27 protein-coding genes, 3 tRNA genes and 2 pseudogenes are annotated in these 22,069 nt (G+C 55.0%); 23 read left to right on the forward strand and 9 right to left on the reverse strand.

What is annotated here, in order from left to right; genetic code table 11:
- Positions 1 to 452 precede the first annotated feature (452 nt).
- From QRN22_RS14180 to QRN22_RS14205, 6 genes and pseudogenes are all read left to right on the forward strand, one after another.
- A complete protein-coding gene (locus QRN22_RS14180; RefSeq protein WP_042554577.1) occupies positions 453 to 1,007 on the forward strand; it encodes a DUF6990 domain-containing protein in 555 nt (184 codons plus the stop codon).
- A 115-nt stretch (positions 1,008 to 1,122) separates the two neighbouring features.
- Positions 1,123 to 1,416, forward strand: a complete 294-nt coding sequence (locus QRN22_RS14185; protein WP_082045816.1) for a hypothetical protein — start codon at positions 1,123 to 1,125, stop codon at positions 1,414 to 1,416.
- A gap of 67 nt (positions 1,417 to 1,483) precedes the next feature.
- Positions 1,484 to 2,097: pseudogene (locus tag QRN22_RS14190) on the forward strand (transposase).
- 162 nt (positions 2,098 to 2,259) lie between these two features.
- A complete protein-coding gene (locus QRN22_RS14195; protein ID WP_042554578.1) occupies positions 2,260 to 2,646 on the forward strand; it encodes a CDI toxin immunity protein in 387 nt (128 codons plus the stop codon).
- A 768-nt stretch (positions 2,647 to 3,414) separates the two neighbouring features.
- Entirely contained in the window at positions 3,415 to 4,122 is a 708-nt protein-coding gene (locus QRN22_RS14200) for a hypothetical protein (protein ID WP_042554579.1), read from the forward strand.
- Between the two features lie 675 nt (positions 4,123 to 4,797).
- Entirely contained in the window at positions 4,798 to 5,283 is a 486-nt protein-coding gene (locus QRN22_RS14205; RefSeq protein ID WP_156152727.1) for a hypothetical protein, read from the forward strand.
- A 212-nt stretch (positions 5,284 to 5,495) separates the two neighbouring features.
- Here QRN22_RS14205 and QRN22_RS14210 read toward each other — a convergent pair whose 3' ends face one another.
- The 3 genes from QRN22_RS14210 to QRN22_RS14220 all read right to left on the reverse strand — a co-directional run bounded on the left by QRN22_RS14210 (position 5,496) and on the right by QRN22_RS14220 (position 7,868).
- Entirely contained in the window at positions 5,496 to 6,725 is a 1,230-nt protein-coding gene (locus QRN22_RS14210; RefSeq protein WP_042554580.1) for a two-component system sensor histidine kinase NtrB, read from the reverse strand.
- A 445-nt stretch (positions 6,726 to 7,170) separates the two neighbouring features.
- Positions 7,171 to 7,419 carry a DUF1654 domain-containing protein gene (locus tag QRN22_RS14215; RefSeq protein ID WP_042554581.1) on the reverse strand — a complete coding sequence of 83 codons (249 nt, stop codon included), beginning with the start codon at positions 7,417 to 7,419 and terminating at the stop codon, positions 7,171 to 7,173.
- Between the two features lie 242 nt (positions 7,420 to 7,661).
- Positions 7,662 to 7,868: a hypothetical protein gene (locus QRN22_RS14220; RefSeq protein WP_042554582.1), complete on the reverse strand. Its 207-nt coding sequence runs from the start codon at positions 7,866 to 7,868 to the stop codon at positions 7,662 to 7,664.
- A gap of 462 nt (positions 7,869 to 8,330) precedes the next feature.
- On the opposite strand from QRN22_RS14220, the gene gacA reads away from it, so the two are divergent.
- From gacA to QRN22_RS14245, 5 genes are all read left to right on the forward strand, one after another.
- On the forward strand, positions 8,331 to 8,975 hold the full coding sequence (gene gacA, locus QRN22_RS14225) for a response regulator transcription factor GacA (protein ID WP_042554583.1): 645 nt from the start codon (positions 8,331 to 8,333) through the stop codon (positions 8,973 to 8,975).
- Positions 8,962 to 10,800 carry an excinuclease ABC subunit UvrC gene (gene uvrC, locus QRN22_RS14230; RefSeq protein WP_042554584.1) on the forward strand — a complete coding sequence of 613 codons (1,839 nt, stop codon included), beginning with the start codon at positions 8,962 to 8,964 and terminating at the stop codon, positions 10,798 to 10,800. The genes gacA and uvrC overlap by 14 nt, the downstream gene beginning before the upstream one ends.
- 33 nt (positions 10,801 to 10,833) lie before the next feature.
- Entirely contained in the window at positions 10,834 to 11,394 is a 561-nt protein-coding gene (pgsA, locus tag QRN22_RS14235; RefSeq protein WP_042554585.1) for a CDP-diacylglycerol--glycerol-3-phosphate 3-phosphatidyltransferase, read from the forward strand.
- A 66-nt stretch (positions 11,395 to 11,460) separates the two neighbouring features.
- Positions 11,461 to 11,536: transfer RNA gene (locus QRN22_RS14240), tRNA-Gly, on the forward strand.
- A gap of 39 nt (positions 11,537 to 11,575) precedes the next feature.
- Positions 11,576 to 11,649: transfer RNA gene (locus QRN22_RS14245), tRNA-Cys, on the forward strand.
- Between the two features lie 279 nt (positions 11,650 to 11,928).
- Here the strand turns inward: QRN22_RS14245 and QRN22_RS14250 are convergent.
- Positions 11,929 to 12,162 (reverse strand): hypothetical protein, encoded by a 234-nt coding sequence (locus QRN22_RS14250; protein WP_042554586.1) that lies wholly within the window; start codon positions 12,160 to 12,162, stop codon positions 11,929 to 11,931.
- Between the two features lie 279 nt (positions 12,163 to 12,441).
- On the opposite strand from QRN22_RS14250, the gene QRN22_RS14255 reads away from it, so the two are divergent.
- Together QRN22_RS14255 and QRN22_RS14260 are read left to right on the forward strand one after the other, a co-directional pair.
- On the forward strand, positions 12,442 to 12,738 hold the full coding sequence (locus QRN22_RS14255; protein WP_042554587.1) for a hypothetical protein: 297 nt from the start codon (positions 12,442 to 12,444) through the stop codon (positions 12,736 to 12,738).
- A gap of 190 nt (positions 12,739 to 12,928) precedes the next feature.
- Entirely contained in the window at positions 12,929 to 13,408 is a 480-nt protein-coding gene (locus tag QRN22_RS14260) for a hypothetical protein (protein ID WP_042554637.1), read from the forward strand.
- Positions 13,409 to 13,506: 98 nt separating this feature from the next.
- Here QRN22_RS14260 and QRN22_RS14265 read toward each other — a convergent pair whose 3' ends face one another.
- The gene (locus QRN22_RS14265; protein ID WP_082045818.1) at positions 13,507 to 13,797 is read right to left on the reverse strand and encodes an Arc family DNA-binding protein; all 291 of its coding nucleotides are present in this window, start codon (positions 13,795 to 13,797) and stop codon (positions 13,507 to 13,509) included.
- A gap of 164 nt (positions 13,798 to 13,961) precedes the next feature.
- Between QRN22_RS14265 and QRN22_RS14270 the strand changes: the two genes are divergently transcribed.
- The gene (locus QRN22_RS14270; RefSeq protein WP_042554588.1) at positions 13,962 to 14,174 is read left to right on the forward strand and encodes a hypothetical protein; all 213 of its coding nucleotides are present in this window, start codon (positions 13,962 to 13,964) and stop codon (positions 14,172 to 14,174) included.
- A 172-nt stretch (positions 14,175 to 14,346) separates the two neighbouring features.
- Complete coding sequence (locus QRN22_RS14275; RefSeq protein WP_042554589.1) at positions 14,347 to 14,553, forward strand: hypothetical protein; 207 nt, start codon at positions 14,347 to 14,349, stop codon at positions 14,551 to 14,553.
- A gap of 16 nt (positions 14,554 to 14,569) precedes the next feature.
- Here the strand turns inward: QRN22_RS14275 and QRN22_RS14280 are convergent, their stop codons facing one another.
- Positions 14,570 to 14,902 (reverse strand): YgaP family membrane protein, encoded by a 333-nt coding sequence (locus tag QRN22_RS14280; protein ID WP_042554638.1) that lies wholly within the window; start codon positions 14,900 to 14,902, stop codon positions 14,570 to 14,572.
- Between the two features lie 223 nt (positions 14,903 to 15,125).
- On the opposite strand from QRN22_RS14280, the gene QRN22_RS14285 reads away from it, so the two are divergent.
- The 4 genes from QRN22_RS14285 (at position 15,126) to QRN22_RS14300 (ending at position 16,424) form a co-directional block, all read left to right on the forward strand.
- Complete coding sequence (locus QRN22_RS14285; RefSeq protein WP_042554590.1) at positions 15,126 to 15,377, forward strand: DUF1652 domain-containing protein; 252 nt, start codon at positions 15,126 to 15,128, stop codon at positions 15,375 to 15,377.
- A gap of 93 nt (positions 15,378 to 15,470) precedes the next feature.
- On the forward strand, positions 15,471 to 15,722 hold the full coding sequence (locus tag QRN22_RS14290) for a hypothetical protein (protein WP_042554591.1): 252 nt from the start codon (positions 15,471 to 15,473) through the stop codon (positions 15,720 to 15,722).
- A 92-nt stretch (positions 15,723 to 15,814) separates the two neighbouring features.
- On the forward strand, positions 15,815 to 16,150 hold the full coding sequence (locus QRN22_RS14295; protein WP_042554592.1) for an ElaB/YgaM/YqjD family protein: 336 nt from the start codon (positions 15,815 to 15,817) through the stop codon (positions 16,148 to 16,150).
- Between the two features lie 187 nt (positions 16,151 to 16,337).
- A tRNA-Leu gene (locus tag QRN22_RS14300) sits at positions 16,338 to 16,424 on the forward strand.
- A 129-nt stretch (positions 16,425 to 16,553) separates the two neighbouring features.
- On the opposite strand, the gene QRN22_RS14305 is transcribed toward QRN22_RS14300, so the two are convergent.
- Together QRN22_RS14305 and QRN22_RS14310 are read right to left on the reverse strand one after the other, a co-directional pair.
- On the reverse strand, positions 16,554 to 17,342 hold the full coding sequence (locus QRN22_RS14305; RefSeq protein ID WP_042554593.1) for an outer membrane protein OmpK: 789 nt from the start codon (positions 17,340 to 17,342) through the stop codon (positions 16,554 to 16,556).
- Positions 17,343 to 17,606: 264 nt separating this feature from the next.
- A complete protein-coding gene (locus QRN22_RS14310) occupies positions 17,607 to 17,858 on the reverse strand; it encodes a hypothetical protein (RefSeq protein ID WP_042554594.1) in 252 nt (83 codons plus the stop codon).
- 147 nt (positions 17,859 to 18,005) lie between these two features.
- On the opposite strand from QRN22_RS14310, the gene galU reads away from it, so the two are divergent.
- Positions 18,006 to 18,842 (forward strand): UTP--glucose-1-phosphate uridylyltransferase GalU, encoded by an 837-nt coding sequence (gene galU / locus QRN22_RS14315; RefSeq protein WP_042554595.1) that lies wholly within the window; start codon positions 18,006 to 18,008, stop codon positions 18,840 to 18,842.
- A gap of 57 nt (positions 18,843 to 18,899) precedes the next feature.
- Here galU and QRN22_RS14320 read toward each other — a convergent pair.
- Positions 18,900 to 18,995, reverse strand: a pseudogene (locus QRN22_RS14320) (VOC family protein); the annotation flags it as partial.
- 45 nt (positions 18,996 to 19,040) lie between these two features.
- On the opposite strand from QRN22_RS14320, the gene QRN22_RS14325 reads away from it, so the two are divergent.
- The 3 genes from QRN22_RS14325 to QRN22_RS14335 all read left to right on the forward strand — a co-directional run bounded on the left by QRN22_RS14325 (position 19,041) and on the right by QRN22_RS14335 (position 22,041).
- Entirely contained in the window at positions 19,041 to 20,651 is a 1,611-nt protein-coding gene (locus tag QRN22_RS14325) for a recombinase family protein (RefSeq protein WP_052493815.1), read from the forward strand.
- A 28-nt stretch (positions 20,652 to 20,679) separates the two neighbouring features.
- The gene (locus QRN22_RS14330) at positions 20,680 to 21,630 is read left to right on the forward strand and encodes a hypothetical protein (RefSeq protein ID WP_042554596.1); all 951 of its coding nucleotides are present in this window, start codon (positions 20,680 to 20,682) and stop codon (positions 21,628 to 21,630) included.
- Positions 21,631 to 21,708: 78 nt separating this feature from the next.
- Complete coding sequence (locus QRN22_RS14335) at positions 21,709 to 22,041, forward strand: hypothetical protein (protein ID WP_042554597.1); 333 nt, start codon at positions 21,709 to 21,711, stop codon at positions 22,039 to 22,041.
- The last annotated feature ends 28 nt before the right edge of the window (positions 22,042 to 22,069 follow it).

Consider the following 22,069-nt stretch of genomic DNA (forward strand, 5'->3'; position numbering starts at 1 on the left):
TTGTCGAAAGTTAGGGGGTGACTGTGAAATCGGGGTCTGTCCCCTAATATGTCCCCCTAATATACAAACAATGCGTCTGCTCCGCGTATTACGCTGCAACAGCGAACCGTAAATCACAATGCAAACCTTGATGATATTGCTGGTCAGCTGCGTGAACAGGGATATACAGTCAAAGGAAATGGTGCTCGTTTCTATGATAGCGGAGGGAAGACTTATACTCACACGGATCTTGTCGCTCTGCGACCTAATGGCGATCCGATCATTATCGAGATGAAGACCGGTGGAGCAGTGAATGCAACACGACAAAATGAGATATATCCTCAGATATTGGCTGGCAACGCATTGCCGTCGCGTCCTATAGCACGCATGCTCGGTATTAAGCCGAACGTGCCGTTAAGGCAACAGGGCTACCCTAATGGAATTCCTATTTATCAAGTGACGGCGCGTGGGTTATGAAAGTTGATATCCTAATTGGTAAAGCTATTGAAAAAAATGGTGGAAAGTGGAAGGCGGATCGAGATGGGGCATTTTGGGAGGCGGAGAGAAATGGCTTCGTTATCCAAGCTGAGCCATTTATAAGAAATCGTCCGTCTGGCCGCATTTGGTTGGGTATGGATTGCTCTGTCAGTCATAAAGATTTTGCTAAGGTAGCTAACTTCATTATGAAGGAGCGACCCAAGAGCTTTGTTTCGCTGCGCTGGTTTCAGAAAAATGAAGAAGTGGATTCGATAGAGCAAGCACCAGTCACTTTCACTAGGTTAATAGAGGAGGTGCTAGCTGAGATAGATGCTGAGGAGATCGGACAGGCTATCGAAGAGTTTAGGCATAATAGGCCTAATAGCCCTAGCATGTCGCAGGTATGCCATTTAGTAGCTCTAGCGTGGTCGAAAGACAGCGACACACTCGAAGACTATCAACGAATGTTCATTGCAGGTAATCGCTTGAACTTTGTACCTATGATCGACAAGGCTATGATTGACCGCGCCTTAGAGATTGCCCTGAAGTAAGGCACACGCGAATATAAGCGGAAAGGGGGACAGATTTATTTTCGAGTGGTTGGGATGGCCCAAGATTAAATAAATCTGTCCCCTTTTCTTCCTATATTCCCATCTAGGTGATGTAATGCAGGATTATCCCGTTATAAAAAACCTACTCTGCTCTATATTTTCGGTGGATGCTGGTTTGGATGAAAGTGAGGCGTTCGCTGCTTTGGGGCGTGTGCTAAATGATAAGCGTCAGAGAAAAAAGATAGAGCATGAATTGCTTGGGCTTTTTAATGATCAATCTGCTCTTTGGGTTGAGTTGCTTGATAATGACAGTTATGTTGTCTATCCAGCAGATGATAAAAGTGATGCTAAAAGCTACTTGATGGGAATATTGTGGAATAAAGTGTTCCCAGGTGTACCGCTGCCTTAAGGAAAAGGGGCAGATTTATTTTATTGCTGATGGACTAAGCTGAAAGCCTCAATGGAAGGAGGTTGTTATGCCAAGGATGGGACGCATTGTGGTGCCTAACTACCCGCATCACGTAGTGCAGTGAGGCCATAATCGGCAGGTGGTCTTTGTCGGCGATCAGGATTATCAACGTTACATTGCTGATCTGCGCGAGTTGAAAGACGTCTTTGGGATCAAAGTCTATGCCTACTGCCTGATGACGAATCACGTTCATCTGCTGCTGGCGCCCGGTGAGGCCATCGCTGGGTTGGGGCAGTTGATGAAGGCCCTGGCAGCGCGTGCCACGCGGTATAGAAATCGTCTGGAAGGGCGCACCGGCACTCTCTGGGAGAGCCGTTACAAGTCCAGTGTGGCCGAGTCAGACGCCTGCTTGCTTGCCTGCTGCCGCTATATCGAGTTAGACCCGGTTCGGGCCCGTATGGTTGCCGAGGCAGGTGACTACCTCTGGTCGAGTTACCAGATGCGCGCCACTGATCAAGCGGACAGTGATTGGTTGGATATTGACCCTTGCTTCATCGCACTTGGCAATACGCCTGAAAGGCGTCGTATTCGTTATATGGAGTTGATGAAATAGAGAGAGTTTACGGGCAACGGATAGAACTACGGGGTCAGGGGAGGCCTAGGAAAGTGTCAGAAAAATAAATCTGTCCCCTTTTGCATTTTTGCATTCAAAAGGTACTCACATAAATGTATGGGGCTATACTCGAGGTGAAAGCCCTGGCAAAGCAGTAAAGCTGGTTATACCTTTTGATGGTAATGAGAAGGCCTTTGAGGCAATATTGGAAATGCTAAATAGGTAATCAGATGACTCTATTCGAAGAATGTAAAGAAGCACTTGGTGCCGATTTTAGAGTGATTGATGGAGATGGTTTTGTTGCGGCGATGAATGTGTTAAAAAAATATCCAGTCTCAAAGAATGGGGTTGTATGGGAGGAGTTGAGCTTTAAAGATTACGATGGTATTGAAGAGTTGCTGAGTGGAGTTGCTAATAAAATAGATGGTGTGTACGTTCTGGCGGATGATGCTGAGATTCCTTTATTTTGCACAAATTTGAAGCTGATTGCGGAGAATATCTACGCTGTTACAGCGTTGTCTCCAAAGCTGTTGATTTTTAACGATAGGGTGATTATGCAGCCTTTATTCCCAACTGAGATGATACGTTTGGGTTACAGAATAGGGGAGGAAAGGTAAAAATGGAAAGATTTGAATGGCACTTATTTAGCCCTTAACTGATTGATTCTAAGAAGAGAGGCCGATCTTGGTCTGCGGTGATAGTTGCGAACATACACCGAGCCCAAAAAGCAGCCGATATGAATTCTAGGCATCAAGCTGTCATTCATCAACGGCAATGTGCCCGGCGACATATATCAAGTGCCTACGCCTTCTCCAACGACCGATGCAGCCAAAGCAATCGATAGGGGCAGGCTGGATGGCGCAAAGAGTCCCCTGAGAGATCCCGAGGCGAGGTTGAGAGAATGGGTTGAATAATGCATCGAAATCAAATTCAGACCCAGCACTGAGAGACGCTTTGCAAGCGGCGTTGGACTCAGGGAAATCCAAGGTTCAAGGCGTGACCGTCAAAGTCGGTCTGCCGGTCTTTGGTAAAACAGGTGTTGCAGAATTTAAGGTGGAGCCATGGTCCAAGAAATAATTCAGTGCGAGCGCTCGGGCGTAAACCCGAAATGGCCTTCTTACAAAAGTGTGCTGGGGCGCATAGCCAAGGGGCCACACGTATCAGATGAATACGAGTTGAATGGCATCCGTGAATATGTTGAGCGCGGCGATGTATTTGCGAAGCCATCAATGCCTGTACCAAATAGTGACAACGTTACGCGTAGTAGCTCCGAATGGATGGCCGTCACACGAGCCCACAGGGTATTGGCAACCGCACCAGATAATCCGCAATGGCTTCTAGAGTTGGCCCATTGGTTGCGCTATTACCAAGTAGGAATTTGGCAGTTGTTCTTCTGGGCGGGCCAGTTCGACATTATTGCCAAAGCGGCAGGCAATGATCGACGTCGCCAAAACTATAGCATCCAGACCACCACCAATATGATGGCCTCCATGGCGATCCTAGGCTGGAAGAATGCTGTCATCCATCAGGGCTATCTCACCCATGCGGCTCTCAACCGTGGGCATCAATTAGTGATTGAGTACGAAGAGCAACACCGCCGCGCCCAAGCCTTTATGCTGCGTGTGTTTGCCGATTGGGTGGGTGATGTCTCGCATCAATGGCCTGCTTATGCTTATGACGAACCCATCTACGAAGCCTTGTTGGCCGAGTGGCGCACTCCCAGTCCCGACGACCTGATGCCCTGTCTGTTGGCCGCGTGTGACCGCCACACTTGGCAAACCGGCAAAGAGAGCCAGAAGAATTCCTACGACTTCAATCAGGACTGGCACTTGGAGCGCGTGCCGGTGGAAATTCTCTATATCCTGCGCCTGCGCCAGTGGGAAGGTTTAGCCAATCCGCAGAAGATCGATCATCCGCTACTGGCCGCGCCCTTTGACCAATTGCCGCCCGAGCAACCAGTACCTGAGTTGGACGAGTTGATGCAAGGTGTGCTCAAGCGCGCAAGGGAAGATTGGCCACAGTACGATGAAGTGCTGTCTTTGCCAGAATTGAGGGGTTGTAAATCAGGGTCAGAACACGATAGAAATAATTGAAGTCGCATTGCGCCGGGATCAGATTACGGTTAGATAACAAGCTCTTTGATAATTTGGAATTTACATCTGTGATGATCCGTTGTTGTCCCGCAGCGTCGAACACCATGTCCGAACAGGTGCGGATACTAAGCAGGTGGCTTCAGCTCTTTTAAATAGTTATCGCTGGCTTTGAATACGCCCCTATACCAACGACCGCCTGGTCCAAATGGCGCCCTGTTACCGGTCGTGATGTATTTTTTATTTAAGTGGTCTGAACCCGATTCTTCTGTTTCACAAACTAAAAGAGATGTGTACGCGCTAGCTGCTGTGGTTATCATGGCTTCGCTCGGTAGCGAGGGCAAGAAAGCGGCGAAGAAAATCGAAGATACGCCTTTTCAGGTAGGTTACTTCAAGCGTCACTGATGCAATGACAGATAATAATTTTAGAAAGCTAGTTAAAAGTATGCGGCAGGATGGGCTCAAGGATCCAGTTATTCAGTATGTGGAGATCAATAGTGTGCCTCATGTCGTAGTAGGTAATAATCGACTGACTGCGGCAAGGTTTCTAGGAGAGACGTCTGAGTTTATATGCAAGAAGGTCAGTTTCCCAATTCCTAGAACCAATTTTCATACAGAAAAAATATGTTTTAGATACAATTGGCTCGGTTAGACAGCCTAGATGTAGGGGTAGTTGATGTGGCAATTTGGCAATTCGTTTTCTTTCTCGTTCCGCAGGACAAGATTTTGAGAGAGGATGGCTCTTCTCCTCTATATTTGGAGCAATTTAAATCACGTGATGTTGATACTCTTTTTGAGGAAGAGATTTCTGAGGAGTTCATTGATTATTGGGGTGGAGGGTGGCTTCAGTTAAGGGAATATGTTTCTAATATGTTTCCCTCTTTACCTTCTTGGAGTGTAGATGCCGAATTCTTTGGTATTGATGGGCAGGTAAGGGTAGAGTTTTGGAAGGATGAAGTAATTTGTATGGTTGATGCGCGTGCCGATGTAAATAAAAGTATTTACTTTTTTTCATCACTAGCAGAAGAATGTAAGTGCGTCGTCATATTAAAGGAAGGTGGTCGAGTAATTGCTCCCTCAAATTTATCTTTGTATGAGGAGTTTTTGAAATCTAAAGCGTATCAGTTTATTCAGAATCCTCACAAAACATTGCTGGATGGCTAAATAGGGGAAAAGGGGACACCCATTAGCCAGCCTCGCCTCAAGACCCAAAGCCACCCACTCTGCTTTTTAACCGCATAGTTTCCAGCGCCGAACCTGATGGGTTGAACCGCTCGAGTCTGTTGCCCGTTCTTGTCTGCGACCGAGTGGAGCCAGTCACTCATATGGATCAAGCGGTCGCTAGGGCATAGGCGAACCGTATCTCTCCTGTCCGCTTACTCCTCAGCCCCATCGATGGCCATGGAGTGCTCGGTTCCATAGCTGGGGAAGTGCAGGCGGAAGCAACTGCCGCGGCCTGGTTCGCTTTCTACAGTGAGCTGGCCGTTCATTTCATTGACGAAGCCGCGCACCATGGAGAGCCCCAGGCCGGTGCCCTTGCCGTCTGCCTTGGTGGTGAAGAAGGGCGCGAAGACCTTGTCCAGCACCTCGGGCGCCATGCCGCAGCCTTCGTCGACCACGCTGATCACCACGTAGCTTCCCGGTTGGAAGTTGGAGTTGTGATGGGTGAAGTTGGTGCGGTCGAGGTTGGCATCGTGGGTGCTTAGGGTCAGGGTGCCGCCGTCTGGCATGGCATCCCGGGCGTTGATGGCCAGGTTGAGGATGGCGCTTTCCAATTGCTGTTTGTTGGCCTTCAGAAAGCGTGCGTCCGGCGCCAGGCTGAGGTTGATCACGACCTTGCTGCCGACCGCGGTGCGGATCAGCGAAGCCATGCCCAGCAGTACCTGGTTGGGGTCGATGCGCTCCAGTTTCTTGGCGCGCTTGCGAGAGAAGCGCAGCAGGTTGTCGGCCAGCGAGGTGGCTCGATCCACCGCCTCCTTGCAGAGATCGTAATACTTGCTCAGGCGACTGGAGCCAGCGGTCTCTACATCTTTCTCCATCAGTGACAGGGCCATGGACATGCTGGCCAGCTGGTTGTTGAAATCGTGGGCGAGGCCGCTGGTGATCTGGCCGACCACTTCCATTTTCTGCGACTGGAACAGGGCGCTCTCCAGATGCTGCTGGTTGAGCTCCTGGGCGACTTGCTGGCGAAGGTCCTGCACGCTGTTCATGAAGCCCAGCATGGTGCCGCTCTCATCGAACAACGGGACGATATTGGCCAGCACCGGCACACGGGTGCCATCGCGGCGTTCGACGATGGTGCGGAAGTTGGTCACGGCTTTCTGGGTGACGAGAATATCCGCCAGCGGCGTGAGTTCATGGGGGATGTGCACGCCTTCGGGGGTGAGCAGCTTGTGTGCCCCGCAGAATTTGATCTGGCTATCGCCCAGCTTGGGAGCCTCGCCCCAGATTTCCGCGGCCTTGTGGTTGTATGCCACCACCACGCCCGCTGAATTGCAGAGATAAACGCCTACCGGTAGATGCTCAATGAGTTCGTGGCTGAGCTTGCTTGCCAGAGAAGTACCGGCGGGCAGCAGCAGGCTTATGCTGAGCGAGTTTTCTGACATGAGCTTCTACTGATGCGGGAAGGGGGATATCGCCGGCTAGGTTAGTGCCATTCCCCCCACAGTGCGAGGGGGGGTATCAGGTATTCATCGGAGTGACGCCTGCGAGCTCGAATATGTCGCGGGCGAGGGCACCGGCGCATCGGCTGGCGGGTGTATGCCGGCTGTCCGGTCGTCTCGATGTCGATGCAGTCGCGAGGTGGTATCGCGGTGCCTGGAGTCAGTTCTGGCTGAACTCGCCAAGAATCTGCAGCAGGGTGTAGGCACCTGCACCGAGCAGAGATACCAGCGATACGGTTATGGCGATTGCGATCCAGATCATGGCGAGGCTCATCTAGCGAATGGGGATGCATGCCTGATGCGCGACCTGTCGAGGCATCGTGCTATCAGGGCATGATCAAAATAGAATGAGTCTTGTCGCCTTTGTTCAGGCTATTTTTGCGACCGGTCAGTCATCTTTTGGGACCGTCCAGAACAGCTGGTAACCGTCGTCCCGGTGGGCGATCGTGACGTTATCGTTCTCGCCGATTTCTTCCAGGATGCGCGCCCAGTCATCGGGGCTGTCACCCTCTGCATGGAGCAGTACGGCTGTCTGGGATTTTTGCGCGGCCGGTGAATTGATGGCCCGCGAAACCCGGGCGCCAAGCAATTCGTAGGAGGAGGGTGTCGCTGCAGCTGATGAGGTGCCTTTTGCCATGAGTACTCGCCTTTATTGCTGTATGTGCATACAGTAATGGCGAGATCGACAAATGTCACTCTGCCTTGTCGTTTTGCGAGGGGTGTTGATTGAGAGGGATGAGAAGCACGCGCCGCCATCCGTGCAATGGCTTGAGCCGCTCATCTATGCAGGTGCGGCCAGTCACTTGCGTGAGGCCGCATCACAGGGGCAGCGCATGGCAATTGGTTTTTCCACTCGGCAGAACCGTTGCCAATCAGCTGTCAGTAGCCCAGAGAGCCTTTCAGGTCCGCGTAGACGGCGGTCATCAGGATCTTGTTCTGCATCTGCGCGGCAGACAGCCGGCGCGTGGCCACGAGGTTGCATTGCAGATCGAGGCAGTCGACCTGCAGACCCTCCGAGGAGGTTTCCGTGATGATGTGGTAACGGCCAGCGGTTACGGTCTTGAGTTGCTTGATGAGCATGTCCATGCGATTTCCCTCGGTATGTTTCACGGTCTGTAATTTGAGAGCGGTGCCGCGTGGTTGGCGTTCCGCTTAAATTATTCGCCCTGGCACTGCGTGAGTGTCCGCCCTGGCGATTACAGGTCGATGACGCTGATGCCTGGCGCTGCGGTGCGTGAGGCGAAGCCTGCCGCCACCAGGGCAGTGGCATCCGTGCGTATTTATTCCGGCTGCCGGCAGGTGGGTGATGATGCCTAGGCGCAGGGCGTTCAGCGGGGCGTTTGCTGCTTATTTGGGCGAGCGCTATTCGCGGGCATTGCTGCCATTCCCCGGTCACGCTAGCCGGCAGATGAGGCTGCTGCGCCATCAACTTATAATTGGCGCTGGTGAATTGACGTGCAGAGCTAACTCAGGCGTCAGGTTTTTTGTTATGGTGCATTTCTCTCAGGTAGTCGCTGTGCGGCGCTCGCGCAGGTACGAGGTGTTCGTTTGATTAAGGTATTGGTTGTCGATGATCATGACCTCGTTCGCACGGGCATTTCACGCATGCTGGCCGATATAGAAGGCCTGCAGGTCATTGGCCAGGCCAGCTCCGGCGAAGAATCGCTGAAGAAGGTCCGTGAACTGAAGCCCGATGTCGTTCTGATGGACGTGAAGATGCCAGGCATCGGCGGCCTGGAAGCGACCCGCAAGCTGATTCGCAGCCACCCCGACCTCAAGGTCGTGGCCGTCACCGTGTGCGAAGAGGATCCATTCCCGACCCGTCTCCTGCAGGCCGGTGCGGCCGGTTATCTGACCAAAGGCGCCGCGCTGGAAGAAATGGTGCAGGCCATTCGCATGGTGTTCAGTGGGCAGCGCTTCATCAGCCCGCAGATCGCCCAGCAACTGGCCCTCAAGTCGTTCCAGCCGCAGAGCAGCAATTCGCCGTTCGATCTGCTCTCCGAACGCGAGATCCAGATCGCTCTGATGATCGCCGGTTGCCAGAAGGTGCAGAGCATCTCAGACAAGCTCTGCCTGTCGCCCAAGACGGTGAACACCTACCGTTATCGAATTTTCGAGAAGCTGGCGATCACCAGCGATGTGGAGCTGGCGTTGCTTGCAGTGCGTCACGGCATGGTCGATGCCACCAGCTGAAGCCACTCCCGTGTTCGATGCCAGTGCCTTTCTCGCCACCTGCAGCGGTCGTCCAGGCGTGTACCGCATGTTCGACGCGAGCTCGAATCTGCTCTACGTCGGTAAAGCCAAGAACCTGAAGAAGCGTCTTGCCAGCTACTTTCGCAAGACCGGGTTGGCGACCAAGACCTCCGCGCTGGTCGGCAAGATCGCCCAGGTGGAAACCACCATCACCGCCAACGAGACCGAGGCGCTGCTGCTCGAGCAGACGCTGATCAAGGAGTGGCGGCCGCCGTACAACATCCTGCTGCGTGACGACAAATCCTATCCGTACGTTTTCCTGTCGGATGGCGACTACCCGCGTCTGGACATTCATCGCGGGGCCAAGAACCGCAAGGGCCGCTATTTCGGGCCGTATCCGAGCGCCGGCGCGATCCGTGAAAGCCTGGCGCTGCTGCAGAAGGCCTTTCTGGTACGGCAGTGCGAAGACAGCTACTACAGGAACCGCACCCGGCCGTGCCTGCAGTATCAGATCAAGCGCTGCAAGGCGCCTTGCGTCGGCCTCGTCGAGCCGGCCGAGTACGCCGAGGATGTACGGCACTCGGTGATGTTCCTGGAGGGGCGCAGCAACGCCTTGAATGCCGAGCTGTCCACCAACATGCAGCAGGCTTCGATGACACTGGATTTCGAGAAGGCTGCCGAGCTGCGTGATCAGATGGCACTGCTGCGCCGCGTGCAGGACCAGCAGAGCATGGAAGGCGGCACCGGCGACGTGGATGTCATCGCGGCCATGGTCAACCCCGGCGGCGCCTGCGTGCACCTGATCAGCGTGCGCGGCGGGCGCGTGCTGGGCAGCAAGAATTTCTTTCCCCAGGTGGCCATCGAAGAAGAGACCCAGGACGTGCTCGTGGCGTTTCTCGGTCAGTACTACCTGGGCACTCAGGAGCGCGATTTGCCCACCGAGCTGATCGTCAACGCGCCCCACGAAGACTATCCCGTGCTGATCGCCGCCATTCAGGAGCTGCGTGGGCGTGAACTGGGCATCAGCTACCGCGTCCGCGGTACCCGAGCGCGCTGGCAGGCACTGGCGGTGACCAACGCCGAGCAGGCGCTGGGAGCCAGATTGGCCAACCGTGCCCATATGGCAGGGCGCTTCGATGCCCTGGCCGAAGCCCTGGACATGGACGAAGTCCCGCAGCGCCTGGAGTGCTTCGATATCAGCCATTCCAGCGGCGAGGCGACCGTGGCCTCCTGCGTGGTCTTCGGCCCCGAAGGCCCGATCAAGTCGGACTACCGGCGCTACAACATCGAAGGCGTGACCGGTGGTGACGATTATGCTGCCATGCACCAGGCGCTGACCCGCCGCTTCAGCAAGATCAAGCAGAACGAAGGCAAGCTGCCGGACATTCTGCTGGTCGACGGCGGCAAGGGCCAGCTGGCCATGGCCCGCGAAGTGCTGACCACCCTCGAGGTTCCAGAGCTCATTCTGCTCGGTGTGGCCAAGGGCACGACGCGCAAGCCAGGCCTGGAAACCCTGTACCTGAACGACGCCGCCCACGAGTTCACGTTGCCGGGCAATTCGCCGGCCCTGCACCTGATCCAGCAGATCCGCGATGAATCGCACCGTTTCGCCATCACCGGGCACCGTGCCCGGCGCGGCAAGACACGCCGCACGTCGAGCCTGGAAGAGGTGGCAGGCGTCGGGCCAAAGCGCCGCCGTGAACTGCTCAACCACTTTGGTGGTCTGCAAGAATTGTCCCGTGCCAGTGCGGAAGAAATCGCCAAAGCGCCCGGTATCAGTAAAAAGCTCGCTGGGTTGATTTATGCAGCCCTGCACAGCGAGTAGAATGCCGCCTCACTTAACCGCCCAGTCGAGCCGATGAATATCCCCAACCTCCTAACGGTGCTCCGCGTTCTGCTGATCCCGATCTTCATCCTGTTGTTCTACATGCCATTTTCGTGGAGCTACTGGGCTGCCAGCGCGGTTTTCGCCTTTGCCGCCGTCACCGACTGGCTCGATGGCTACCTGGCACGTCGCTGGGAGCAGAGCACGCCGTTCGGCGCCTTCCTCGACCCTGTTGCCGACAAGCTGATGGTCGCCACCGCCCTGGTGTTGCTGGTCGCCGAACATGCCAACCTGTGGCTGACCGTCCCGGCGACTATCATCATTGGCCGCGAGATCGTCGTGTCCGCGTTGCGCGAGTGGATGGCCGAGCTGGGGGCGAGGGCGCATGTCGCCGTCTCCAACCTGGGCAAGTGGAAGACCGCTGCGCAGATGGTGGCGCTGGTGATCCTGCTCGGCAATCCGCCGCTGTTCGGCTTCTGGGTGCTGATCGGTTACGTATTGCTGATCGTCGCTGCCGTGCTGACCCTGTGGTCGATGGTGCAATACCTGCTGGCCGCCTGGCCGCACCTCAGCGTGACCGCCGAAAAGAAATAACTTTTTTGAATCAAAGGCTTGACTGGGCGTTACGAAGCTATAGAATGGCGCCCGTCGACAAGACAAGCGGGAATAGCTCAGTTGGTAGAGCACGACCTTGCCAAGGTCGGGGTCGCGAGTTCGAGTCTCGTTTCCCGCTCCAATTTAAACGGGCCGTCAAGTACGGCCCGTTCGGTTTAAAGGCTGAGTAGCAGAGTGGTTATGCACCGGATTGCAAATCCGTGAACGCCGGTTCGATTCCGACCTCAGCCTCCAAACAGAAAGCCCCGTAGTCACTGACTACGGGGCTTTTTCTTTGCCTGCGATTTGATGGCGATTTCCGAAGCTTTTGGGCGGAAATGGAAGTTCTTCGAGATCGATCTGAAAACCCGGGACATGAAGCCACGCTGGCGAGGTGACGCCACGGCATGAGCGACCGATAGCGGCCGCCTCTTCGCGCCGTGTCGGGTTCCCTTATGGGGGCGTTTTCACGCTTCTGTGGGCGGGGTGCTGTAAATCAGCACGCCGTCCCAATCGCGGCTTCGGTGCGATTCATCATCCCTTGGTTCTGACGATCCGCCCGGACTTCACCTCGCCTGCATATTTGTTGAGCCGATCCTCGCCATTGATCAGTACGCCGACCATACGAAGAATGGCCCAGGCGTCCGCTTCGTTCTCGGTGCCTCTGAGGCGTTCGGCAATTTTGACCAGGTCGACAGATGCCCATTTCAGGTCTTCTGCGACTGCCTTGAGGTCATGTTTCAATATCTGCGTTTGACGCTGTCCCATAGTGCCTGTTTCCCGTCCGTTTACCCGCTATCGCCCCATGAAGATCCGCCATCGCTGTCGGCGCTGGTGGGAGGCCGATTCCAATGCTGCTCGTCATCGAGCGGCCATGAGCCGTCAATGATCGCCGATTACTGCCTTGGCGCTGAAGCGCTGTTTTGGGATCGCGCGGCAATGCGCTATTAGAACACCTGCGTTATGGCTGCGATGTGTGCCTGCCGCCAGTATGGATCTGCCGCCGTGGTGCGTGCGGCATATCCCTCGGACGCAAAGGACTCCATCATGAAAAGCCTTTACCGAGCGCTGGGCTTCAGCGCCATTGTCACTCTGACCGCCATGACTGCCGTTACCGCACAAGCCAGTGCGAGCGCGGCACCGATCGTCATGCCCGCCAAGGTTGCGCTGGACAGTGTGCCGGCCAAGCCTGCGGTGCAGACTCCGTTCGCCAGTGCGAGTCGTCCTGAAGACGCCAAGCATATGGAGGTGGCGCTGTTGCAGAATGGTTGCAGTGACCCGGATCCGTGGTACCAATTCAGCGGTATCCAGGCGCTGACCTGCCTGTTATCGGGGCAGTGGTAAGCGCTGCGCCCCGGCCGCAATGCGACTCGGGGCGCTCCGGCGCTTCGAGCGCATCTGCCTGGGACGATCAATGTGAACGGCTACCCACTGCGGCTTTCCAAGGAGTGTATTCATTGCCGCGGTAACCCTTGTGTCCTCCCTGATCGCCATACCCGATGCACCCGAAGCGGAAACGTCCGCCAGCGACTCCATGATGTTCGGCACGCCGAAAGAGCGTCTGGACTTCTACCGCCGGGAAATTCATTACGAAACTGGCCAGCTATCGAGCCGCACCAACGCCTACCTGGGTGCGCAGTCGTTTCTGGTGATTGCCTACGCGTCATCGATGGCCAATACCAATGAGACCTGGGGCGATCTGTTCACCCTGATCATTCCGGCTCTGCTGGCCTTGCTGGGCATCGTCAGTTCGCTGAGCGCATGGCCTGGCATCAGGGCCTCGGCGGCTATCATCGGGCACTGGCAGTTCAAGCAGGACACGCTCTTGCGCAGCGAGCCGCGGTTCGGTCACGCCTATGACGACTCACCGTTGTTTTGCGAAACCGAGGCGTGTGAAGAGCGCTATCGCAAGTCGCTACTGTTCTCGCTGCGCTCGCCCTGGCTGTTCAGCGGCTTCTGGGGGATTCTGGGCGCGTTCTCGGTGTGGCTGCAGTTCGCCACAGCCAATATCTGAAATGGTTTTGACGCTCAGGCAAGGCGGGCGCTGCCCCGGCTCAAGCCCCGCGTGGGCGGGGCCGGGTCTCTATACGACGGGAAGCCAGGCTGACTGGATCAGCGAGTACCCGTCTTGAGGCCGTCGAGGTAATCGATATTGGGCTCCTGAACCTTCTTGCCGGCCTTGGCTGCAGTTTGCAGTTCGCTCTTGAGCTTCGCTTCCAGGGCGTCGATCAGCAGGGACTGGCGTGCCTGGCCTTCGAGGTGTGCCTCGATAGCCCGGATGATCTCGGTGTTCATGCTGGTGTAATTCTCATTGGCCAGGTCTTCGATGCGCTTGCGCATTCCGTCCGGCAAACGAACCACGAACTTGTCAGCGGTGCGAGCGTTGAATACTGGTTTGGTCACGGTAGGCTGCTCCATGTTGGGTGGTAATAGCTATTTGATGCCATGCAGCACAATAGTTCATATCCCTGGACGATCGGCTGTTTATTCATTTTGCTGTGGGCCGTGTCACGCCGGAAAAGCGAATGGCGTAACATCAGGTCAGCCATCAATGGATGGAGGTGAGGATGCTCAGCGCAATTGACTGGATTTATCTTGTGGTGCTGGCCGTGCTCGCCATCAGCGTGCTCTATGCCTACTTCAGGCCTGCCGCGAAGAAGCGCAAGGCCGAACGCGATTCCAGTAGCTCCAGTGGCGGCTCGGGCGGCACCATGATTACCGACAACGATGTTTCGGCGGATGCTGGCGGTGGTGGCGACGGCGGCGGCGGGGGAGATTGAGCAGGGTGCATTCGCGCTCTTGTTCTGCGACAACTATTTCGCTCCGGTGCTAGGTGATCGAACGCTTCGAATTGTGGCATAGTGATATTGCATGCCAACCTGGTTGGGCATCCGGTAAGGAAAACCGGCAAGGTAGCGCAGCGCTATCCGAATCAACGAGAAGGAGCTCGACATGAATGCACGAAGTATTCCCTTTCCGAAAATCGCTACCGATACCGGCCTGGCCGAAAGTGTGGTCTCCACCTGGGTCACGCACTCCCGCCCCTACCCGGACGGCAGTGGCTACAAGGTGTTCTTCAAGGTCGAAACCCCAGCTGATGTTCGGCAACTGGTGCCAAGAATGACGCCTACCAACATGCTCATCGTACTGGCCACATGACCGGTAGGCGGTAGCCCTACGGCGAGATAGGGTCACTGGCCGGGAAGGTTTCCTCGAGCGCGTTATCCATCTGCGCCTCCCTGTCTTGCGCCTGGCGGCTGATAGTCACGTCATCGCGGTCAGCGGCGGGGGCGTGTCGCTCGTAGGGCGTTCCTTCCGTTTCAGCGGCGCTCAGAAAGTCCTTGAGCTGGCAATGCCCGGTGATGCCACGCTGGGCGATCAGCGCCGACGCCGCGATCTTGATCAGCCCGACGACTCCACCCTGCCTGATACCACTGACTGCACCCACCACGCCTACGGCTAGCGAGAGCAGGCGTTCGGTACCTTCAACATTGTTGTACGCGTGCATGTGACACCTCATCTGGATGTACCTCCGCATGGAGGTAACGCAATAGTGAGGGGTGTCGCAGAGGCAAGGTTCAGGGTCGCTTACCAACGGTTGAATCAGGTGGCAACGACGGATTTCGATAGGCGATGCTGGCCAGCCGACAGGCGGGACGAAATGCCTCATGCCAGTTTATTTGCGCGAACTAGACTTGAGGGGTCATCAACGTGAGGAAGGAGTTTCCAAGATGATGTCCGTTCTCGAGCAGCGCCACATTGTCGAATGTGCGTTTCTACCGCTGGCCTGCAACTGCTCCATCGATGGTAGTGAATCGGTAACCATCCAGATTCGGGATCCGGTCACATCGCAGGTTTATCTGAATGTCACCGGCATATCCCGTTCCGAACTCTCCACCTCGCGGCAGATATCCCAGCTGGTGGCGCAGCTGCGTCAGGATCTGCGCACGCTGAATTCAGGGAGCGATCGCAAGGAGGCCTGAGGCCGTCATCCGCGCTCGCGGTCAGACAGAGTGAACTGCCTCCCTATCCCGCAGCCTCAGTTAGCAATACTGACTGGTGAAGAGGATGAAGATATGGACGGTGGAAAATTCGATGGCCTCGACCTCGAGCGCTTCCATTCGCTGTTGGCGCAAGAGCTGGGGCTGACCGAGGATGAGCTGGAAACCTGGATGGTGGAGGAGCGTGAGCGGGTCGACGAGGACGGCCAGTTGATCGGCCATGCCGTCACTTTCAAGCACGACATGCCCTTCGATCTGCGTGCTCGCGTGCGCGGCATGGCCGGCGACCATGTCGCCTATACCGGGCTCATCGAGCTGGACTCCTGAGTGCGCAAAGGCGGCGATCGGCAAAAAACCTGAACTCTGGCGGCCGGCGGCGCCTCCAAAATAGCGTCAATCACTTTATGGAGTATTCGCTAATGGCTCGTAAAACTTCGCTGGAAAGCGGCCTGGATCAGTTTCAACAGGAAAGCGCCAAGGAATTGAAGAAACTTCTCGACCAGGCCAGCAAAGCGCTGGGCGATGCCGAGTCCTTTTCTGGTGACAAGGCACACGAAGCTCGTGAGAAAGTGATCGCGCTGCTCAATGAAGCCAAGGGTTCGATCACCGACAAGGGCCGCGAGGCCGTCGAGCTGGGTCGTGAAACCATCGGTAACGCTCAGGATCGCATCGAAAGCAATCCATGGACGTCCGTCGCCGTGGCCTCGGGCTTCGGTCTGCTGATCGGCCTGCTGGTCGGTCGTAGCAGCAAGTAAATCGCCGCCAGCGGGTCGCAGCTTCGGGTTGCGGCACGCCAGTATCGATTCGAGCGCAACTGCATGGTCAGCCTGCGGTCGACTGAATAGCCTCGTAGATCACTGATTTACGGGGCTTTTTATTGCGCCGTTTAACCTTGCAGCGCCGCCTGGGGGTGTATATAGTCCAGCCCTCGCACATTTCGCCGCCCCGATGGTGAAATTGGTAAACACAGCAGACTTAAAATCTGCCGACCGCAAGGTCTTGCCGGTTCGATTCCGGCTCGGGGCACCATCTGCAGCTCCAGGCTGCGATCCCTCCGTGCGATCCTCCCTATCTTCCAGATCATTCACGCCACGGGCTCGTCCATGGGGCGTGCGTAGCCTGGCCGCCATTTTACCGACGGCAAGACCGGCAACCCCCTTAGAAGTGAGCCTTGACCAGTAGGCTGATGGCGCTCTGGTTGGTGCCGCCCAGCACTTCGTCGCCCAGCGGGCTGTCGTTGTCGATGCCGTACTTGTGCTTCCAGTAGTCGTATTCGACGCCCACGTAGAATTTCTTGCCCCAGCCCATGGCCTTGGCCAGGTCGTATTTGATCTGCGGGTTGATGTGCAGGTTGGCGTGGTAGCTGTCGTCGTTGTCGACCACCCAGTCGATGAAGCCGTCGATCACTAGGTCGGAATTGCCGACCGGCACGGTGTAACTCCACACAGGGGTGATCTGCCAGACGTTACGGCCGTCGCGCTTGCCATCGGGGCGGCGCAGGTAGGTGTTGAGCTGGAAGTAGTCGAAGCCGGGAATCTCCAGGTCGATGGCCGGGCCCAGCAGGTAGGCGTCGACGTCGTCTTCACCGAACTCGTAGGTGGCGGACAGCAGCACATCCTTCATCGGGCCGAACGACAGGTCCGCACCGCTGATCTTGCCGAACGACAGGCGTGGGCTGATCTCGCCGTAGAAGGTATGCCCGTCGCCCGCGCCATTGGTGGCCTCGGTGTTGTACTTGATGCCGTCGACGAACAGGAACAGGTCACCGAAGCTCCAGCCGCTGGCGTGCTCGAACGTCAGCGTCTGCTGGCGAGGCGGGTCGATCTTGAAGTCGATGCCGTTGAGATAGGTCAGGCTGTTGTCCTGCCACAGCAGCAGGTCTGCCATGGTCTGCACAGGAGTCAGCAGGCTGCCCGCCAGCAGCAGGGAAGTCGCGGTGTGTTTCATCGGGCGTGTTCCGAAAATGTTGAGTGATCGGCCCGCCGGTTTCGGCGAGCGGTGGCAAGAGCGGTACTTGGCGGTCTGCAGATGCAGGCGAGGGCTCTGCAATGCCTGTCCCGGCTCAGCGCGGCGCGGGAGTGTACAGCATTTGCGAGGGTGGATCGTGTCGAGGTGAGGATGGCGGCAGAGACGAGAACGCCGTTTCCTCAGGACGAGAAAACGGCGTTGTTGGCAAAGCTCAATCGAACGTGGTGATCGGCCAGCGACGGATCACGCGTCGAGCTGTTTGGCCGTCTCGACACCTGATGAGCTGAGCTTGATGGGGTAGTTGAGGGACAGTTCACCTGCAGTGCCCGAGACGGCACCATCGTGAATCAGCCCACTGTCCTGCAAGTGCTTGAGCGTATCGGCGACCGCGTGTTCGCCGCGGAAATTATCCAGCACCTCCTTGCCAAGGCCGGCAGGGTGAGCGTGCAGCAGGCGGGTGAGAACCTCTTTCTTCAAATCATTGTCAATGGACATGCGAACCTCGCGTTGCGGTGGGTTTCACTGTTTGTGACTGCCTGGCTGAGCAAACGTTTTAGGTGATTACCGTCCTGCCGTTGTAAGCCGCGGGCGTCCTGATAAACTGCTTCGGCGTCGATAACCCTCTCTCATTCAGGGACTTCCATGATCAAGAAATGCTTGTTTCCCGCCGCTGGCTACGGCACTCGTTTTCTCCCGGCAACCAAGGCCATGCCCAAGGAAATGCTGCCGATCGTGAACAAGCCGTTGATTCAGTACGGTGTGGAGGAAGCGCTGTCGGCTGGCCTCAACGAGATCGCCATGGTGACGGGCCGCGGCAAGCGCGCCCTGGAAGACCACTTCGATATCAGCTACGAGCTGGAAGAGCAGATCCGCAACACCGACAAGGAAAAGTACCTGGTCGGTATTCGTCGTCTGATCGACAACTGCACCTTCTCCTACACCCGCCAGGTGGAAATGAAGGGCCTGGGCCATGCCATCCTCAGCGGCCGTCCGCTGATCGGTGACGAGCCGTTCGCCGTGGTACTGGCCGATGACCTGTGCCTGAACCTCGAAGGCGACAGCGTGCTGACCCAGATGGTCAAGCTGTACAACCAGTTCCGCTGCTCGATCGTGGCGGTGCAGGAAGTGCCGATGGAAGAGATCCACAAGTACGGCGTGATCGCCGGCGAGACGATTCGCGACGATATCTTCCGTGTTAACAGCATGGTCGAGAAGCCGAAGCCGGAAGACGCGCCGTCGAACCTGGCGATCATCGGCCGTTACATCCTGACGCCGGACATCTTCGAACTGATCGAGAAGACCGAACCGGGCAAGGGTGGTGAAATCCAGATCACCGACGCGCTGATGAAGCAGGCCCAGGACGGTTGCGTGCTGGCCTACAAATTCAAGGGCCAGCGTTTCGACTGCGGTGGCGCAGAAGGCTATATCGAAGCCACCAACTTCTGCTACGAGCACCTCTACAAGACAGGCAGGGGCTGATCGCTCGCTGGCAGCACTGGCTGACAGAAAAACCGCCCTCGGGCGGTTTTTTCATGCTCAGCTTTCGCTGATCGGTTTGGCCCCTGGTCCCAGCGGCTGGCCGTAGCTGAACTCGATGTAATGACCTGCCGGATCCCGCACACCACAGAAAAATCTTCAGTAAAGTGATAGCCTCTAGTTTTGAGCAGGGGCGAACTCATGCCGTTGGCAATCTCTTATGTGCGGTTTTCGAGCAAGGCCCAAGAGGAGGGCGATAGTCTCCGTAGACAGCGCCAGATGGCAGCGGATTGGATTAGCCGTAACCCTGACTACACCTTGTCCGATGTGCGATATGAAGACCTTGGGTTGTCCGCCAGCAAAGGCCATCACCTGGGCGGGAATCTTGGCAAAATCCTTGAGGCGGTCGAGAGCGGTGCGATTCCCTCGGGCTCAGTGATCCTTGTCGAAACCCTAGACCGATTTTCTCGTTTACCGGCAATACAGACGCTGACCATGCTCCAGTCGGTAGTAGAGCGTGGCGTGGACTTGATCACGCTGAATGATGGCGTCCGATACAACCAAGGCAGCGTAAACAGCAGTCAGCTTTTTATGCTCGCTGGGGCAGCATTGGGAGCCTATGAGTACAGTCGGCAACTGGCACGGCGGGTTAAGGAAAGCTTTGCAGGGCGGTCTCTGAAGGCGAAGGCGGGACAGCGGATAAACCGGCGTAACGGCTTCTGGTTGAACTCAGATGGCACTCTCAAAGGGCCGGATGAAACAGCCATAGTAAATGACGTGTTCGATGCATTCGTCCGTGGAACAAGCATCCATGAGCTAGCGCGTAAGCACTCAAAGCATTTTGCCAATCCTTCATCTGTAAGGAAGCTGCTGACTAATGTCGCCGTGATTGGGCACTGGCAGCAGTACAGTGCGGGAGTAGACAAGGTTTCTGGGAAGACAATCAGGGCGCCAGCAGACCTGATCAAGAACGTCTTTGATCCTGCCATCGATGAGGTGCTTTTCCATCAAGCTCAGCAACTGATGCGGAAGCAGGAGACGGTCACGCATGCGCGGGCTAACCCCCTGGCCGGTATCGTTGTATGTGCCACGTGTGGCGGGAACTTTGCCAAGCGAAACGCCAATGGCAAGAATGCGACTGCCACCATGAGTTGTTACACACGCGGCCTGAATAAGGCGAATTGCACAAACTCGAAGAACTACCCGATGCCAGTGCTGGGGGCTGTCTTCTTTGAAACGATGCGTGGTCACGTCTTTACCAGCTTGCAGAAAACGAAACTCGGCACCATCGAAAAAGAGCGCGTATTGCTCGAAGCACTGATCGACGAGAACGAGACCAAGCGGCGGCGTCTGATGCCACTGATTGCAGATGGCGATGATCCACTGGCGCTTGATACATATCAGGCATTGAAGGCAGAGCATGCTGACATAACAAGACAACTTGCGGCGTTACCTAAAGTGGGCAACAGCGGGACAGTGCTTATCAGCGATGTGTACAAGACGATCAATGGCGATCCATTCGCTCTAGCCAAAACGCTCCAGCTCGGCGGATACCGCATCGTCTGTGATGAGCATGGGGTAATGCGGGTTGGTGATGAGGTTTACGAATACGCCGGGTATGTACGCAAAGGGCGGACGCACTGGATCAAACTACCGAATGGGGAAGTCGAGTCTGTTGACGCTCTGTTGCGGGCGGGAGGAAGTGAACCGCAAGACGGGGAACTCCCACCTGATGACCACCCGGAAGACCACGATCTGGAAATCATAGATAACCCTCCATACATCGAGTGGAAGCGTCAGCGACCAGAGTGATTTATAGATAATAGACTGAGATAAAACTATGAGCGGAATTGAAAGCAGGCATAGCTATGAGAAAGTAAAGAAAGATTTTCAGAAGTTACTAGAGGATTTAGATGCAGCTATTAAAGAATTTAAACCAAGATTCGACATACGCTCAACCAGACTGGCTAGGTTTGAAAAAGATTTACGCAATATAACTCAACTGGACAATAAATCAATTTCAAGGTTGGCGGAGATTGTTGCAAAGTTTGGTAGTGTGAGCAAATTACTTGCGCTCAAGGGTTGTTATAACGAAAAGGATTTACTTAAAATAGTTGAAGGTGGGGCTGATTATACTATTGATAGTGATGAGGGCTATAATGACCATTTGTTTGAAATGTCAATGGCTGCAAGGTTCATCCCTCGCAATGCTGATAGCGTAAGTATAAATTTAAAGGGTGAGTGCGACATAATAATTGATGATATCGTCGCAATTGAGTGTAAGTATATACATAGTATCTCTAGTCTCACGAAAAATGTGAGCAAAGCGAAGTCTCAGATAAAAAAGCGGATAGAAGATGATCAGGCGAAGTTTGGGTTTATAGCATTAGACCTGTCAAATGTAATATCAAGAGAGAGGATCGAAAGCTTTTCAGCCTATACATATGAAAGTTATATGGGGAGCTACGGTGTACTGCGGCAAAAAAGAAAGCTAAACGGTAGCTTGATAGAGGGGGTGAGAAGTAATCGCAATGCTGCTCAAATAATATCTAACGTTATAACTGATGAGCTTGAGACTCAATTTTATGGTGAGGTTGGTTTTGAATATGATATGGGTGAGGACTGTAAAGCAATAATTCTTCAGGCGTTGATCAATGTGTGTGTCGAGCATGAAGGAGAAATACTGCCTGTTTCGTTTAGGGGAGTAACGTATGTCTTGAATCATAGACTCTCTAAAGAAGAGGCTGCTGCTATTAAAAAATTTATTCACTCTCTTCCAACTGGCATATAAAGCTGTAGGTGCTAGTATCAAAATGGTGGTATGTGGTTTTTTGCTTATAAAAAGTTCAATAGCTCCATGGAGGGAGCTATGGAAAATATAGTCATCAAGACGTTGGATTTCTTTGCGGGATTGTTAATTGTCCTGTCACTGGTTGCAGCAGCATTCGCCATTCTCTTTGCACAGAATCGAATCGGTGTTCTGACTGGATTGGGGATATTCGTCGGTGCCTGCTTTACGTGCGGCTTCTGGATGGCAGTGTCCAAGATCATCGATAACCAAGAGCGGATGATCGTAATCAATAAACGCCTTCTACAGTCTATGGAGAAGATTGGTGACGGTCTCTCTGAGCCAGTGCCCGGTCAGGCGAAAGATGAGTCAGGTAAGGCCTCCTCTGAAAAAAAATTCAGCTCCTGTCCTTGAAAGCATGGCCAGTGGCCATATTTCTGGT

The organism is Pseudomonas sp. MEJ086, from assembly GCF_030209025.1.
GTDB classification, from domain to species: domain Bacteria; phylum Pseudomonadota; class Gammaproteobacteria; order Pseudomonadales; family Pseudomonadaceae; genus Aquipseudomonas; species Aquipseudomonas fulva_A.